The following is a 15,284-nucleotide window of genomic DNA, read 5'->3' as shown; positions in this document are numbered from 1 at the left end:
CCGGGGTGGCCGTCGGCGAATGCCCGGAGAGCGCCGCCGCGTTTTTCACAACGCCAACGTTACGTAATTCGCCGGGGGCCCGCAAACCCGACCCCGGTGATTCCGCCCACCGGGGTGGCGGAGTCACCCGATCGGGATCAACTACGGTGCGTAGGATTCGCGGCGTGAAGCGATCCGTCCGGTTTCCGGTCCCCGCCGCGCTGGCCCGCCTGCTCGATCGCCGCCCGGTCTCGACCACCCTGCTGCGCCGCCTCGCGTACGCCTCGATCGTGGCCAACGTGGCCATCGTGGTGACCGGCGGGGCCGTCCGGCTCACCGCGTCCGGGCTGGGCTGCCCGACCTGGCCCCGGTGCACCGACGCGTCGTACACCACGACGGCCGAGATGGGCGTGCACGGGGTGATCGAGTTCGGCAACCGGCTGCTCACCTTCGCCGTCGGGGCGATCGCGCTGGCCACCCTGCTGGCCGTGCTGGCCCACCGGCCCCGCCGCGCCGGGCTGCGTCCGCTGGCGGTGGCGGTGTTCCTCGGCATCCCCGCGCAGGCCGTGCTCGGCGGGATCACCGTGCTGACCGACCTCAACCCGTGGGTGGTGGGGCTGCACTTCCTCGCCTCGATGGCGGTCATCGCCGCCGCGTACGCCCTCTGGCGGCGGATCGTCGACCCGGACGGGCCGGCGGTGCCGGTGGTGCCCGGACCGCTGCGTACCCTCGCCCGGCTGACCACCGCCGTCAGCGTCGCGGTGCTGGTGGTCGGTACCTGGGTGACCGGCAGCGGGCCGCACGCCGGTGACCACGGGGCGGCCCGCAACGGGCTGGACCCGGAGACGATCTCCCAGGTCCACGCCGACGGGGTGTTCCTGCTGATCGGCCTCTCCGTCGCGCTGGTCCTGGCGTTGCGGGCGGTCGGCGCGGCCGGCCCGGCCCGCGCCGCGCTGGTACTGGTCGCGGTGGAGCTGGGGCAGGGCCTGATCGGCTTCGTGCAGTACTTCACCCACCTGCCGGGCGTGCTGGTCGCCGCACACATGCTGGGTTCCTGCCTGGTGCTGCTGACCACCCTGGCGGTGCTCTGGTCGACCCGGGAGCGCCGGCCGGTCGCCGGCGACCCGGTGGCACCGCCAGCCGAGCAGCGGGTGCCGGCCGCCGTCTGAGCCTTCCCGGGGCCGGCCGGGGCGAAGCGGCGCGGGCGCCGGGCCCGGCCGGGTCAGTGGCGGGCGAGGTGGACCAGCACCGCGTCGGCCAGCCGCTCGGCGGCGCCGTCGGCGTGGCCGAGGAACAGTGACGGCTCGGTCAGCTCCAGCTCGATCAGCACGGGTGCGCCGTCCGGGCCGGGGATCAGGTCCACCCGGGCGTAGAGCAGCCGCCGCGCGCCACCGGGGACCTCGGCCAGCACCCGCCCGGCGACGGCCAACTGCTCCCCGGTGGGGGTGCGCGCGTCGATCCGCTCCGGCCGGTACAGCCCCTCGACGCCCAGATCCGGGCCGTCGAGCATGGCGCCCTTACGGATGGCGTGGCTGAACGTCAGGCCGTCCGGGCCGGCCACGAAGAGCAGGGCGGTCTCCCCGGCGGTGTCCACCGCGTCCAGGTACGGCTGGACCATGGCGGTCCGACCGGCGGCCGTCAGCCGGCGTACGTGCGCCACGGCCAGGTCCCGGTGGGCGGGGTCGGCGGGGTCGTAGCGGCCGGTGTCGAGGCTGCCGGCGCTGACCGTCGGCTTGACCACGTACCGGCCGGGGGTCGGGGGCGGGGCCCAGTCGTCGCCCGGCACGACCCAGGAGGTCGGCACGGTGGGCACCCCGGCGGCGGCGAGTTCCCCGAGGTAGCGCTTGTCGGTGTTCCACCGCACCACGTCGCCGGGGTTGACCAGGGTCGGCACCGACGCGGCCCAGGCGACGAACTCGTCGCGGCGCGGGGCGTAGTCCCAGGGTGAGCGGAGCACCACCAGGTCGTAGCCGGCCCAGTCGACGCGGGGGTCGTCCCAGACGGCCGCCTCGACGGTGACGCCCCGGGCCGCCAGCGGGGCGAGCACGAGCCGGTCGTCGGGGTAGAGGTCGGCGAAACGGGAGCAGGTGACGAGAGCGACCCGGGGTCTCCCCCGGGTCGGCTGGTGGTGGGTCACGGTGTCGTCGGTCGAAGGGGCATCCGGGTCAGCGGGCCATCGTGCGCCGGGCCATCGACCGCCACAGGTCGTTGCTCGGCCGCATCTGGTCCATCAGCTCACGCTCCCAGGCGTTCTCGACGGTGACTCCCGCCTGGGCGCACGCCTCCCGGGCGGTCACGGTGTCCTCGGCGAACTGGTCGCCCCACGCACCGTCGGTGCCGACCAGGACGATCCGGGCACCACGCTTGCCGACGTACTCGATGACCGCCTTCGCGCCGCCGTGGGAGGCCGCGAAGGACCTGATCCCCGCGACCAGCCCGGTGGGGGCCGCTCCGGCGGTCTGCTCGGCCGTCATCGTCGTATCGGAACCTTCTGCCATGACGCGAAGCCTAAGCAGACTTGTGCACCTGCGCGCGAGAATCATGAACTATTTGTGATACCAATTACCCGAGGGTTTATCGGAAGACCAATGCGCATTGCCTGGTTATGTCCGGATAAGGGTACGCATAACGACCAGGTGAGATCGACCCGATGTGTCCATCTTGTGGCACTCATCGGACCCGGAATAATCTCATCATCCGGACAGGGGGCCGAACCGGAACCGGCGTGTCGCGACCGCCCGCCGGGCGTACCGGGCCCGCCGCACCGCCCCCGGGACACCCGGCGGGCGCGGCGGAGGTCAGAGCAGGGCGTCGAGGGCCACCGCGACGAACACGATGGTCAGGTAGGTCGTCGACCAGTGGAACAGCCGCATCGGCTTGACCGGCTCACCCCGGGTCACCCGCCGGCAGAGCTTGTGCGCCTCGACCAGGAAGACCGCGCCCACCACGGCGGTCGGCACCCCGTAGACCGCGCTCATGCCCAGCGGCCACAGCGCCAGCGAGGTCGCCACCGTCAGCCAGGCGAAGATCAGGATCTCGGCGTTCACCCGCCGGGGCGAGGCCACCACCGGCAGCATCGGGATGCCGGCGCGGGCATAGTCGTCCTTGTATTTCATCGCCAGCGGGTAGAAGTGCGGCATCTGCCAGAAGAAGACCACCGCGAACAGCACCCAGGCCGCCGGGGCCAGCGACCCGGTCACCGCCGCCCAGCCGATCAGCACCGGCGCCGCCCCGCAGGCCCCGCCCCAGAAGGTGTTCGCCGTCGTGGTGCGCTTGAGCCAGAGCGTGTAGACCAGGTCGTAGTAGACGATCGCGGCCAGCGTCAGCGCGGTGGCCAGCAGGTTGGTGAACGTCGCCATCAGCGCGACCGAGACCGCCGCCAGCACCAGCCCGAAGACCAGGGCGCTGCGGGGCGAGACGGTGTGCGCCGGCAGCGGACGCCGCTTGGTGCGCCGCATCAACTGGTCGATGTCCCGGTCGATGTAGCAGTTCAGCACGCTCGCCGCACCGGCGGCCAGGGAACCGCCGACCAGCACCACGGCCATCAGCCACAGCGACGGCAGGCCACCGTCGGCGAGCATCATCGCCGGCACCGTGGTCACCAGCAGCAGCTCCACGATGCGCGGCTTGGTGAGGGTCACGTACGCCGACACCACCGCCCGGACGTCCCGCCGACGGGCAGTCGGCCGCCCGTCCACCGTGCGCACCGGCGGCTGCCCGGCAGGGTTGCTGACGGGGCGCTCGGTGATCATGCTCACGGATTGCCACCTTCCGGCGTCGGCAGGGGAAGTCGGTTCGGCGGGACCCCGTCGGGGTCCACACACCGAACCACACACTACGCGTCGTCGTTTTCGCTGCCCGGGCGACCCGACAACGGTGCGGGCCGTCACACCTGGCGGATGACCGAACGATCCGGCCGGCCCGCACGTAACTGCCTGCTGAGATCCCCGGGCGGACGTTTAGACCCGCTCGATAGGGTCACCAGTGAGGGTTCCGCCCATCTGCCGAGGAGCACAACCATAGTGGCTGCCAACCGACCCGCACTCAACTGGACCGACCTCGACCGCCGGGCCGTCGACACCGTCCGCGTCCTGGCCATGGATGCCGTGGAGAAATCCGGCAACGGCCACCCCGGCACCGCGATGAGCCTCGCGCCCGCGGCGTACCTGCTGTTCAACCGGGTGATGCGGCACAATCCGGCCGACCCGAACTGGCCCGGCCGGGACCGGTTCGTCCTGTCCGCCGGGCACTCCAGCCTCACGCTCTACATCCAGCTCTTCCTGTCCGGCTACCCGCTGAGCCTGGACGACCTGAAGTCGCTGCGGCAGTGGGGCTCGCTCACCCCGGGCCACCCGGAGCACGGCCACACCCCCGGTGTCGAGACCACCACCGGCCCGCTCGGGCAGGGCCTGGGCAACGCGGTCGGGATGGCGATGGCGGCCCGCCGCGAGCGGGGCCTGTTCGATCCCGAGAGCGAGCCGGGGCAGTCGGTCTTCGACCACCAGATCTGGTGCATCGCCTCCGACGGCGACATCGAGGAGGGCATCAGCCACGAGGCGAGCGCCCTGGCCGGCCACCAGCAGCTGGGCAACCTCACGCTGATCTACGACGACAACGAGATCTCCATCGAGGACGACACCCGCATCGCCAAGAGCGAGGACGTGGCGGCCCGCTACGCGGCGTACGGCTGGCACGTGCAGACCGTCGACTGGCGGGCCGGCGACGCCGACCAGGGCGACTACCACGAGGACGTCGAGGCGCTCTACCAGGCGCTGCTGGCGGCGAAGGCCGAGACCGGCCGGCCCTCGTTCATCGCGCTGCGCACCATCATCGGCTGGCCCGCGCCCAACAAGAAGAACACCGGCAAGATCCACGGCTCGGCGCTCGGCGTCGACGAGGTGAAGGCCACCAAGGAGATCCTCGGCTTCGACCCGCAGCAGACCTTCCAGGTCGACGAGGAGGTGCTCGCGCACGCCCGGGGGGTGCTGACCCGCGGCGGCGAGGACGAGCAGGCGTGGACCGGCGAGTTCGACGGCTGGGCGCAGGCCAACCCGGAGCGCAAGGCGCTCTACGACCGGATCGCCGACCGGGTGCTGCCGCAGGGCTGGACGGACGCGCTGCCGGTCTTCCCCGCCGACGCCAAGGGCGTGGCCACCCGGGCCGCCTCCGGCAAGGTGCTGGAGGCGCTCGCCCCGGTGCTGCCGGAGCTGTGGGGCGGCTCGGCCGACCTGGCCGAGAGCAACAACACCACCATGAAGGGCGAGCCGTCGTTCATCCCGGCCGCCCACGCCACCAAGGACTTCCCCGGCCACGAGTACGGCCGCACGCTGCACTTCGGCATCCGTGAGCACGCCATGGGCGCGATCCTCAACGGCATCGCCCTGCACGGCGGCACCCGCCCGTACGGCGGCACCTTCCTGGTGTTCAGCGACTACATGCGCCCGTCGGTACGGCTCGCCGCCCTGATGAAGCTGCCGGTGACGTACGTCTGGACGCACGACTCGATCGGTCTCGGCGAGGACGGCCCGACCCACCAGCCGGTGGAGCACCTGACCGCGCTGCGTGCCATCCCCGGCCTGGACGTGGTCCGCCCGGCCGACGCCAACGAGACCGCCTGGGCGTGGCGGCAGGCGCTGGAGCACACCGACCGGCCGACCGCGCTGGCGCTGAGCCGGCAGCCGCTGCCGACCCTGGACCGGGAGACGTACGCGGGCGCGGAGGGCACCGCCAAGGGCGGCTACGTGCTGGCCGAGGCGTCCAACGGCAAGCCGCAGGTGATCATCGTGGGCACCGGTTCCGAGGTGCAGCTCTGCCTCACCGCGCGGGAGCGGCTGGAGGCCGACGGCACCCCCACCCGGGTCGTCTCGATGCCCTGCCAGGAATGGTTCTACGAGCAGGACGAGGCATACCGTGAGTCGGTGCTGCCGCGCGGGGTGCAGGCCCGGGTGAGCGTCGAGGCCGGGATCGGGATGTCCTGGCGGGGCATCGTCGGCGACCTGGGCGAGAGCGTCAGCCTGGAGCACTACGGCGCCAGCGCCCCGCACACCGTGCTGTTCGAGCAGTTCGGCTTCACCCCCGACCGGATCGTCGCCGCCGCACACGCGGCGCTGACCCGGGTGGGCGACATCACCGGTTTCACGACCGGCAACTGAGGGGAGCGTGGACGACATGACGGACAGACTGGGTGACCTCACCGCCGCCGGAGTGGCGGTCTGGCTCGACGACCTTTCCCGGGTACGACTGAGCTCCGGCGGGCTGGACCGGCTCCGCCGCGAGCAGCACGTGGCCGGGGTGACCACCAACCCGACCATCTTCGCCAAGGCGCTCAGCGACGCCGACGAGTACAACTGGCAGCTCAAGGACCTCGCCACCCGGGGCATCGAGGTCGAAGAGGCCGTCCGGATGCTCACCACCTACGACGTGCGCTGGGCGTGCGACGTGATGCGCCCGTCGTACGACGGCAGCGCCGGGGTCGACGGGCGGGTCTCCATCGAGGTCGACCCCCGGGTCGCCCACGACACGGACAAGACGGTCGCCGAGGCCAAGGCGCTGTGGTGGCTGGTGGACCGGCCGAACCTGTACATCAAGATCCCGGCGACCGAGGAGGGGCTGGCGGCGATCACCGCGACCCTGGCCGAGGGGATCAGCGTCAACGTCACGCTGATCTTCGGGCTGGACCGCTACTCGGCGGTGATGGAGGCCTTCCTCGCCGGCCTGGAGCAGGCGAAGGCCAACGGCCACGACCTGTCCACCATCGGTTCGGTGGCCTCGTTCTTCGTCTCCCGGGTCGACTCCGAGATCGACAAGCAGCTCGACAAGATCGGCTCCGAGGAGGCCAAGGCGCTGCGCGGCAAGGCCGCCGTGGCCAACGCCCAGCTCGCCTACGAGCGCTACACCGAGGTGTTCTCCTCCGACCGGTGGCAGGCCCTGGCCGACGCCGGCGCCCACCCGCAGCGCCCGCTGTGGGCGTCCACCTCGACCAAGAACCCGGACTACCGCGACGTGATCTACGTCGAGGAGCTGATCGCGCCGGGCACCGTCAACACCATGCCGGAGTCGGTCGTGACGGCGTACGCCGAGCACGGCGAGACCCGGGGCGACACCATCACCGGCTCCTACGCCGCCGCCCGGCAGGTCTTCGCCGACCTGGCCGCCGTCGGCATCGACATGGACGACGTGATCGCCACCCTGGAGCGCGAGGGCGTGGAGAAGTTCGAGGCGAGCTGGAGCGAGCTACTCGACGGCGTCCGCACGTCGCTGGCCGCCGCGGCGCAGGGTGCCGACGCCCCGAACGAGGCCGCCAAGGGCAACGCCGAGGCGGCCCGGCGGGCCGGCGGGAACGCGTGACGAACGGCGTCGGACGCGTCGCGGGGCCGGTCCCCGCGACGCCCCACGCCGCCGGCACCCCGACGGGGTGTCGAGGGTGAGTGACCTGTTGACCGGCCCGGCCGATGCCGCCGCCGGTCCCGCGGTGCACGGGGCGGACGCGGTCGCATCGACCGCGCCCGCCGCCGTACGGGCCGTTCCGCATCCGCGGGGCGGCCCGGTGGCGTCGGCCGGCCGACCCGGGCCGGTGCCACCGCCGCACCTGACCGACGGGCCGGCCGGGCCGGCCCGGCTGCTGGATGCGATCGGACGATGGCGGGCGTGACGATGGACGACATGGACCACACGGAGCGAGGAGGCGGCGTGAATCCGCTGCGCGACGCGCAGGACCGACGACTCCCCCGGATCCCGGAGCCGTGCGCCCTGGTGATCTTCGGGGTGACCGGTGACCTGGCGCGCAAGAAGCTGCTGCCGGCGGTTTACGACCTGGCCAACCGGGGGCTGCTGCCCCCCGGTTTCGTGGTGCTGGGCTTCGCCCGCCGCGACTGGGGCGACGGCGAATTCGAGGCGCTGGCCCACGAGTCGGCCAAGCAGCACGCCCGGACACCGTGGCGCGAGGAGGTGTGGGGCCGGCTGGCCGGCAACATCAAGTTCGTCGGTGGCTCGTTCGACGACGACGCCGCCTTCGACAGGCTCGCCGCGACGCTGAACCAGCTGCGCGACAGCCACGGCATCCACGGCAACGCCGCGTTCTACTTCTCGATCCCCCCGACGGCCTTCCCGGTGGTGCTCAAGCAACTGGCCCGCACCGGGATGGCCGACAACGAGAAGTGCGGCGGCTGGCGACGGGTGGTGGTGGAGAAGCCGTTCGGCAACGACCTGCCCTCGGCGAAGGAACTCAACGACCTGGTCGACGACGTGTTCACCAGTCAGGACGTCTTCCGGATCGACCACTACCTCGGCAAGGAGACGGTCCAGAACATCCTCGCCCTGCGGTTCGCCAACAACCTGTTCGAGCCGCTGTGGAACTCCAAGTACGTCGACTCGGTGCAGATCACCATGGCCGAGGACGTCGGCATCGGCACCCGGGCCGGCTTCTACGACTCGGTCGGCACCGCCCGCGACGTGCTCCAGAACCACCTGCTCCAACTGCTCGCCCTGGTCGCCATGGAGGAGCCCACCAGCTTCGACGCCGACGAGATCCGGGCCGAGAAGCTCAAGGTGCTCAAGGCGATCACCCTGCCCAGGGACGTGGCCCGGGGCACCGTACGCGGCCAGTACCTGCCCGGCTGGGTGGGTGGCCAGCGGGCCGTCGGCTACCTCGACGAGGAGGGCGTACCCGCCGACTCGAACACCGAGACGTACGTCGCCGTGGAGCTGGGCATCCAGAACCGGCGCTGGGCGGGGGTGCCGTTCTACATCCGGGCGGGCAAGCGGCTGCCCCGGCGGGTCACCGAGGTCGCCATCATGTTCAAGAAGGCGCCGCACCTGCCGTTCAACGCCGCCGACATGGAGTCCCTCGGCCCCAACCAACTCGTCATCCGGGTGCAGCCGGACGAGGGCGTGGTGCTCAAGTTCGGTTCCAAGGTGCCGGGCACCACGATGGAGGTCCGCGACATCGCGATGGACTTCCAATACGGCGAGGCGTTCACCGAGTCCAGCCCCGAGGCGTACGAGCGGCTGGTGCTGGACGTGCTGATCGGCGACCGGACGCTCTTCCCGGACGCCGCCGAGGTGGAGCAGAGCTGGGCGGTGGTGGACCCGCTGGAGCACGCCTGGGAGGGCACCAAGCCGGAACCGTACCGCTCCGGCGAGTGGGGTCCCCGGGCCGCCGACGAGATGCTGGCCCGCGAGGGCCGCGCCTGGCGGCGGGCGTGAACGGGCACGAAGGAAACAGGCACAGCGGGCGGACCGGGAGGCACCAGTGATCGGGCTGTGGGACACCACCGGCAACGAGGTGGTCAAGGCGCTCGCCGCCGAACGGCGCAGCGCGGGCGGGGTGGCCAGCGGGATGGCGCTCACCCTGATCGTCGTGGTCGACGAGAAGCGGGTCCGCGAGGCGGAGGCGGCGGCCACCATCGCCGCCGCCGCCCATCCGTGCCGGCTGCTGGTCGTCGTGCGCGCCGACGTGGAGCGGGAACGCAACCGGTTGGACGCGGAGATCGTCGTCGGCGGCCGGCTGGGCCCGTGCGAGGCGGTGGTGACCCGGATGTACGGCCGGCTCGCCCTGCACGCCGAGTCGGTGGTGATGCCGCTGCTGGTGCCGGACGTGCCGGTGGTCACCTGGTGGCACGGCGAACCACCGGCGGAGATCGCCACCGACTTCCTCGGGGTGGTCGCCGACCGGCGGATCACCGACTCCGCGCAGGCCGCCGACCCGATCGAGGCGCTGCGGGAACGGGCCCGGGACTACGCCCCCGGCGACACCGACCTGGCGTGGACCCGGATCACCCCGTGGCGCACGCTGGTCGCCGGGGCGTTCGACACCACCGAGGCGCGGGTCACCGAGGCGACCGTGGTGGCCCCGCGCCGGGACCCGACGGCGGCGCTGATGCGGGGTTGGCTGGCCGCCCGGCTCGGCATCGACCCGCAGTGGCAGCACACCGACGACCACCCGAGGATGCGTCAGGTGCAGCTGCGCTGCGAAAACGGCGACGAGCTGACGCTGACCCGGGACGACAGCCTGGCGACGTTCCGGCGTACCGGCCAGGACGACCGGGTGCTGCCGTTGGTGCGTCGGCCGCTCGGCGACGAGCTGGCCGAGGAGCTGCGCCGGCTCGACACCGACCAGGTGTACGCCGAGGCGTTGGGCGCGGCGGCCGGCCTGTCCGGCCTGGAGCAGCGGCCAGCGCAGCGGGTGCACGTCTGGAAGGACCCGGCCACCGCACGGCGGGCTGAGGCGGGCGTCAGCGCGCACGCCGACACCAGCACGGCATCCTGACCGTACGCCGGTGGGCGGTCCTTCCGGGCCGCCCACCGGCCGTTGCGGTGCCGGCCCGCCCCGGCGGCGGCCCGGCACGACGAGATCCCCGGTGACACCGGCACCCGGCGGGCCTACCGGTTTCCGCCACGACGAGCAGGACCGCGTCGCGCGGTCAGGAAAGGCCAACATGAGTGAGGCGAGTGTCGCCGTGCACGCCGACGCCGACCTGCTGGCGCAGGCGGTGGCGGCCCGGCTGGTGGTGAAGCTGCTCGACGCGCAGGCGGAGCGGGGTGCGGCGTCGATCGTGCTGACCGGGGGCCGGATCGCCGCCGCGGTCTACCGGGCGGTGGGCGCGCTACCCGCCCACGACGCCGTCGACTGGTCCCGGGTGGACGTCTGGTGGGGTGACGAGCGTTTCCTGCCGGCGGGCGACCCGGAACGCAACGAGACGCAGGCCCGCGCCGCGCTGCTGGACGCGATGCCGCTGGACCCGGCCCGGGTGCACCCGATGCCGGCCACCGACGGCCCCACCGGCGACGACCCGGAGGCAGGTGCCGCCGCGTACGCCGAGGAGCTGGCGCGGGCCGCCCGGCCCGGCCATGCCGCGCTGCCCCACTTCGACGTGCTGATGCTGGGCGTCGGTGAGGACGGGCACGTGGCGTCGGTCTTCCCCGAGCACCCGGTGCACCACGACACCCGGCCGGTCAGCGCGGTGCGGGGCAGCCCGAAGCCGCCGCCGGTGCGGACCACCCTCACCCTGCCGGCGATCAACACCGCCGAGGAGGTCTGGCTGGTCGCCAGCGGGGCCGACAAGGCGCGGGCGGTGGGGATGGCGCTGGCCGGGGCCGGCCCGAAGCAGCTGCCGGCGGCCGGGGTGCAGGGCGTCTCACGGACCCTCTGGCTGCTCGACCGGGCGGCGGCGGCCGACGTGCCGGCCCGGCTGCGCAGCCTGCGCTGAGCGCTGGGCGGTCCGGCCGCGAGCCGGGTCAGCTCACGTCACCGCTGCCGGGGTGTCCGCTCCCGGCCGCAGCGTCGCCGCCGCGGCGGTCACTCCCGGCCGCGGCGGCGGCGCAGTGCGGCCAGCGCCTCGGCCAGCAGCGCCTCCCCCTCCTCCGGGGTACGCCGTTCCTTCACGTACGCCAGGTGGGTCTTGTAGGGCTCGGGACGGGTACGTCCCGGCGGGTTCTGCGCGTCCTGGCCGGCGGGTAGGCCGCAGCGCGGACAGTCCCAGACGGCCGGCTGCTCGGCGTCCAACGCCAACCGGATCTCGGTGGCGTGGTCGTTGCGGCACCAGTAGGTGACCGCGCGGCGGGGAGCCGGCTCGTACCGTTCGGTGGGGCGTTCCGGCCCCGAGCCGATGCGGGAACCACGGATGACGTTGCCACTGGGCACACTCGCTCCTGTCGTCGGAGGGGACCACCGCCTGAGGCGGGCGGTGGACGACGTGGCGGAGAAAAAAACTGCGCGCGGTCCGTGACGGACCGCGCGCAGATTGTACGACCTGATCGAGTCGCTCAGGATCCGCTGTTGAGCTGGAGCCGGAGCCAGAGGCCGAGCCCGATGATGCAGGCGAACCAGACGATGCTCACCAGGACGGTGTAGCGGTCCAGGTTCTTCTCGGCCACCGACGAGCCGGCCAGGCTGGAGCTGACCCCACCGCCGAACATGCTCGACAGCCCGCCGCCCTTACCCCGGTGCAGCAGGATGAGCATGGTGAGCAGAACGCTCGTGATGACCAGCAACACGATCAACGTGTATGCGAACCAGATCGGCATGGCTGGGGTCAGTCCTCTCGTTACGATCCTCGCCCGGACAGATCGGGCACGGCGGCACCGACCGGTGGACGGGCGGAGTCAAGAATAGCGAGCGATCAGGCGACCGTGTGCTCCGGGAAGCGGCAGATCTTCGCGAACTCCTCGGCGTCGAGGCTGGCCCCGCCCACCAGCGCCCCGTCCACGTCCGGCTGGGACATGATCGATGCGACGTTGGACGACTTCACCGAGCCGCCGTAGAGGATCCGGACCTGGTCGGCGGTGCCCTGGTCGTAGGTCTCGACCAGCCGCTTGCGGACCTCTCCGCAGACCTCCTGGGCGTCCTCGGGGGTGGCCGTCTTGCCGGTGCCGATCGCCCAGACCGGCTCGTACGCGACCACGACCTTGGTGACCTGCTCGGCGGTGAGCCCCTTGAGGGCGCCGTCGAGCTGGTCGCAGCAGTGCGGGACGTGCCGCAACTGCTCGCGGATCTCCAGGCCCTCACCGATGCAGAGGATCGGGGTGAGCCCGTTGGCCAGCGCGGCGGCCACCTTCGCGTTGACGATCGCGTCGTCCTCGTAGTGGTACTGCCGCCGCTCCGAGTGCCCGACCGTGACGTAGGTGCAGCCCAGCTTGGCCAGCATCGCCCCGGAGATGTCCCCGGTGTACGCGCCGGACTGGTACGGCGAGAGGTCCTGCCCGCCGTAGCCGATGAGCAGCTTGTCGCCGTCCACCGCGGTCTGCACGGTGCGCAGGTCGGTGAAGGGCGGCAGGACCACCGTCTCGACGGCGGTGAGCTGCTGCTCGGTGAGGCTCGCGGCCAGCTTCTGCACCAGCAGGTTGGCTTCGAGGTGGTTGAGGTTCATCTTCCAGTTGCCGGCCATCAGCGGCCGGCGGGTGACGCTCGCCATCAGTTCTCCAGGGCCGCGATGCCGGGGAGGGTCTTGCCCTCCAGGTACTCCAGGGAGGCGCCGCCACCGGTGGAGATGTGCCCGAACGACGACTCGTCCAGCCCGAGCGCCCGCACGGCCGCAGCGGAGTCCCCGCCACCGACCACGGTGAACGCGTCGGTCTTGGTGATCGCCTCGGCCACCCCCCGGGTGCCGTTCGCGAACGCCGGCATCTCGAACACGCCCATCGGGCCGTTCCAGAAGACCATCTTCGCGCCGGACAGCGCGGCGGTGAAGCCGGCCACCGTCTCCGGGCCGATGTCCAGGCCGAGCCGGTGGCTGGGGATGCCGTCGGCGGGCACCGTGTCGTGCGCGGCGTCCGGGGCGAAGGCATCGGCCGCCACCACGTCGACCGGGAGCAGGATCTTGCCGTCGGCGCGGGCCAGGAGGTTGCCGCAGGTCTCGACCATCTCCTCCTCCAGCAGCGAGGTGCCCACCTCGTGGCCCTGGGCCTTGAGGAAGGTGAAGCACATCCCGCCGCCGATGAGCAGCCGGTCGACCGTCGGCAGCAGCGCCTCGATGACCGCCAGCTTGTCGGAGACCTTGGAACCGCCGAGCACCACCACGTAGGGGCGCTCCGGCTCGCCGGTCAGCCGGGACAGCACCTCCACCTCACGCAGCACCAGCCGGCCGGCGACGTGCGGCAGCCGGGCCGGTACGTCGTGGACGCTGGCGTGCTTGCGGTGCACCGCGCCGAACGCGTCGTCCACGTACGCCTCGCCGAACGCGGCGAGCTGGTCGGCGAAGGCGCCCCGCTCGGTGTCGTCCTTGCTGGTCTCCCCCTTGTTGAAGCGGAGGTTCTCCAGCAGGGCCAGCTGGCCGTCGGCCAGCGCGTCCACGGTGGCGCGGGCGGACTCGCCGACGGTGTCGGTGGCGAAGTGCACGGGCGCGTCGAGCAGCTCACCGAGCCGCCCGGCGACCGGGCGGAGGCTGTATTGCGGGTCCGGGGCACCCTTCGGGCGACCCAGGTGCGAGCAGACCACGACCTTCGCCCCGGCCTGCACGAGCGCGCCCAGGGTGGGCAGGACGGCCCGGATGCGGCCGTCGTCGGTGATCTCCCCGGTCTGCTTGTCGAGCGGGACGTTCAGGTCGGCGCGCACCAGCACGCGCCGACCCGACACCCCCTCGGCGAGCAGGTCGTCGAGGTTGCGGATGCTCACAGCGAGGAACCCACCAGCTTGACCAGGTCGACGAGCCGGTTGGAGTAGCCCCACTCGTTGTCGTACCAGCCGACGACCTTGACCTGGTTGCCGATGACCTTGGTCAGCGGCGCGTCGAAGATGCACGACGCCGGGTCGGTGACGATGTCGGCGGAGACGATCGGGTCCTCGTTGTAGACCAGGATGCCCTTGAGCGGGCCGTCCGCGGCGGCCTTGATCGCGGCGTTGACCTCGTCCACGCTGGTCTCCCGGCCGACCTCGACGGTCAGGTCGGTGGCCGAGCCGGTCGGGATCGGCACCCGCAGCGCGTAACCGTCCAGCTTGCCCTTGAGCACCGGCAGCACCAGCCCGATCGCCTTGGCGGCACCGGTCGAGGTGGGGACGATGTTCAGCGCGGCGGCGCGGGCCCGACGCAGGTCCTTGTGCGGCGCGTCCTGGAGGTTCTGGTCCTGGGTGTACGCGTGGATCGTGGTCATCAGGCCCTTCTCGATACCGAAGGTGTCCTGGAGGACCTTCGCCATCGGGGCCAGGCAGTTCGTGGTGCACGACGCGTTGGAGATGATGGTGTGCTTGGCCGGGTCGTACTGGTCGTGGTTGACGCCCATGACGACCGTGACGTCCTCGTTCTTCGCCGGAGCGGAGATGATGACCTTCTTGGCCCCGCCGTCGATGTGCGCCTTGGCCTTGGTGCCGTCGGTGAAGAAACCGGTGGACTCGATGACGACGTCCGCGCCGGCGTCGCCCCACGCCAGCTTCGACGGGTCCTTCTCGGCGAACGCCTTGATGGTCTTGCCACCGACGGTGATCTCGTCGGCGGTGGCCTTGACCTCGTGCGGCAGGCGACCGAGGATGCTGTCGTACTTGAGCAGGTGGGCGAGCGTCGCGTTGTCGGTCAGGTCGTTCACGGCGACGACCTCGATGTCGGCGCCGGACGCCAGCACGGCCCGGAAGAAGTTACGGCCGATGCGGCCGAAGCCGTTGATGCCAACCCGGATGGTCACAGGTCCCATCTCCTCGCGTTCTGGTCCGCCGACGTCAGAACCGGGCCGGCGGAGGTGTGTGCGCCGGCCGGTGAGCCGGCCGTTGACGATTCGTCTCGGCCACCCCGCCACGGTCTGGGAGGACCTGACCGCCCGAGGCGGCGTGCACGGCGAGGAGTGCCTGTGCCGGCCCCCTTGCCGTACCCATCGACCCT

At 72.1% G+C, this 15,284-nt stretch carries 15 protein-coding genes; 7 read left to right on the top strand and 8 right to left on the bottom strand.

Going from position 1 to position 15,284, the window contains the following annotated elements; translation table 11 throughout:
• Window positions 1-164: 164 nt before the first annotated feature.
• Entirely contained in the window at window positions 165-1,148 is a 984-nt protein-coding gene (locus ACN267_RS02850) for a COX15/CtaA family protein (protein ID WP_421487844.1), read from the top strand.
• Between the two features lie 53 nt (window positions 1,149-1,201).
• Here ACN267_RS02850 and ACN267_RS02845 read toward each other — a convergent pair whose 3' ends face one another.
• The 3 genes from ACN267_RS02845 to ACN267_RS02835 form a co-directional block, all read right to left on the bottom strand.
• Window positions 1,202-2,116, bottom strand: coding sequence for an ATP-grasp domain-containing protein (locus ACN267_RS02845; RefSeq protein WP_204959141.1), 915 nt, complete (start codon window positions 2,114-2,116; stop codon window positions 1,202-1,204).
• A 28-nt stretch (window positions 2,117-2,144) separates the two neighbouring features.
• Window positions 2,145-2,477: a hypothetical protein gene (locus ACN267_RS02840; protein WP_204959142.1), complete on the bottom strand. Its 333-nt coding sequence runs from the start codon at window positions 2,475-2,477 to the stop codon at window positions 2,145-2,147.
• A gap of 300 nt (window positions 2,478-2,777) precedes the next feature.
• A complete protein-coding gene (locus tag ACN267_RS02835; protein ID WP_204959143.1) occupies window positions 2,778-3,737 on the bottom strand; it encodes a heme o synthase in 960 nt (319 codons plus the stop codon).
• Between the two features lie 264 nt (window positions 3,738-4,001).
• Here ACN267_RS02835 and tkt point away from each other — a divergent pair, with 264 nt between their 5' ends.
• The 6 genes from tkt to pgl all read left to right on the top strand — a co-directional run bounded on the left by tkt (window position 4,002) and on the right by pgl (window position 11,186).
• Window positions 4,002-6,131 carry a transketolase gene (gene tkt, locus ACN267_RS02830; RefSeq protein ID WP_421487843.1) on the top strand — a complete coding sequence of 710 codons (2,130 nt, stop codon included), beginning with the start codon at window positions 4,002-4,004 and terminating at the stop codon, window positions 6,129-6,131.
• Between the two features lie 16 nt (window positions 6,132-6,147).
• Window positions 6,148-7,326: a transaldolase gene (gene tal, locus ACN267_RS02825; protein ID WP_204959145.1), complete on the top strand. Its 1,179-nt coding sequence runs from the start codon at window positions 6,148-6,150 to the stop codon at window positions 7,324-7,326.
• Window positions 7,327-7,402: 76 nt separating this feature from the next.
• Window positions 7,403-7,630: a hypothetical protein gene (locus ACN267_RS02820; protein WP_421487842.1), complete on the top strand. Its 228-nt coding sequence runs from the start codon at window positions 7,403-7,405 to the stop codon at window positions 7,628-7,630.
• Between the two features lie 11 nt (window positions 7,631-7,641).
• The gene (gene zwf / locus ACN267_RS02815; protein WP_281902961.1) at window positions 7,642-9,183 is read left to right on the top strand and encodes a glucose-6-phosphate dehydrogenase; all 1,542 of its coding nucleotides are present in this window, start codon (window positions 7,642-7,644) and stop codon (window positions 9,181-9,183) included.
• A gap of 46 nt (window positions 9,184-9,229) precedes the next feature.
• A complete protein-coding gene (locus ACN267_RS02810) occupies window positions 9,230-10,246 on the top strand; it encodes a glucose-6-phosphate dehydrogenase assembly protein OpcA (RefSeq protein WP_281895794.1) in 1,017 nt (338 codons plus the stop codon).
• A 169-nt stretch (window positions 10,247-10,415) separates the two neighbouring features.
• Window positions 10,416-11,186, top strand: a complete 771-nt coding sequence (gene pgl, locus ACN267_RS02805) for a 6-phosphogluconolactonase (RefSeq protein ID WP_088645094.1) — start codon at window positions 10,416-10,418, stop codon at window positions 11,184-11,186.
• 89 nt (window positions 11,187-11,275) lie between these two features.
• On the opposite strand, the gene ACN267_RS02800 is transcribed toward pgl, so the two are convergent.
• The 5 genes from ACN267_RS02800 to gap all read right to left on the bottom strand — a co-directional run bounded on the left by ACN267_RS02800 (window position 11,276) and on the right by gap (window position 15,090).
• On the bottom strand, window positions 11,276-11,620 hold the full coding sequence (locus ACN267_RS02800; RefSeq protein ID WP_204926087.1) for an RNA polymerase-binding protein RbpA: 345 nt from the start codon (window positions 11,618-11,620) through the stop codon (window positions 11,276-11,278).
• Window positions 11,621-11,742: 122 nt separating this feature from the next.
• Complete coding sequence (secG, locus tag ACN267_RS02795) at window positions 11,743-12,003, bottom strand: preprotein translocase subunit SecG (RefSeq protein WP_204959149.1); 261 nt, start codon at window positions 12,001-12,003, stop codon at window positions 11,743-11,745.
• Window positions 12,004-12,098: 95 nt separating this feature from the next.
• Window positions 12,099-12,890: a triose-phosphate isomerase gene (gene tpiA / locus ACN267_RS02790; RefSeq protein ID WP_204959150.1), complete on the bottom strand. Its 792-nt coding sequence runs from the start codon at window positions 12,888-12,890 to the stop codon at window positions 12,099-12,101.
• Window positions 12,890-14,089: a phosphoglycerate kinase gene (locus ACN267_RS02785; RefSeq protein ID WP_421487841.1), complete on the bottom strand. Its 1,200-nt coding sequence runs from the start codon at window positions 14,087-14,089 to the stop codon at window positions 12,890-12,892. Before ACN267_RS02785 ends, tpiA begins: the two co-directional genes overlap by 1 nt.
• Window positions 14,086-15,090: a type I glyceraldehyde-3-phosphate dehydrogenase gene (gene gap / locus ACN267_RS02780; RefSeq protein WP_204959152.1), complete on the bottom strand. Its 1,005-nt coding sequence runs from the start codon at window positions 15,088-15,090 to the stop codon at window positions 14,086-14,088. Before gap ends, ACN267_RS02785 begins: the two co-directional genes overlap by 4 nt.
• Window positions 15,091-15,284: the final 194 nt, after the last annotated feature.

The organism is Micromonospora sp. WMMD734, assembly GCF_049178975.1.
Classification (GTDB): domain Bacteria; phylum Actinomycetota; class Actinomycetes; order Mycobacteriales; family Micromonosporaceae; genus Micromonospora; species Micromonospora wenchangensis.
This window is presented reverse-complemented; position numbering and strand designations above follow the sequence as displayed.

Coding starts and splice junctions, on each gene's coding strand:
- ACN267_RS02840 (WP_204959142.1), bottom strand. CDS start 2,477: ATGGCAGAAGGTTCCGATACGACGATGACGGCCGAGCAGACCGCCGGA.
- tal (WP_204959145.1), top strand. CDS start 6,148: ATGACGGACAGACTGGGTGACCTCACCGCCGCCGGAGTGGCGGTCTGG.
- zwf (WP_281902961.1), top strand. CDS start 7,642: ATGGACCACACGGAGCGAGGAGGCGGCGTGAATCCGCTGCGCGACGCG.
- pgl (WP_088645094.1), top strand. CDS start 10,416: ATGAGTGAGGCGAGTGTCGCCGTGCACGCCGACGCCGACCTGCTGGCG.
- secG (WP_204959149.1), bottom strand. CDS start 12,003: ATGCCGATCTGGTTCGCATACACGTTGATCGTGTTGCTGGTCATCACG.
- tpiA (WP_204959150.1), bottom strand. CDS start 12,890: ATGGCGAGCGTCACCCGCCGGCCGCTGATGGCCGGCAACTGGAAGATG.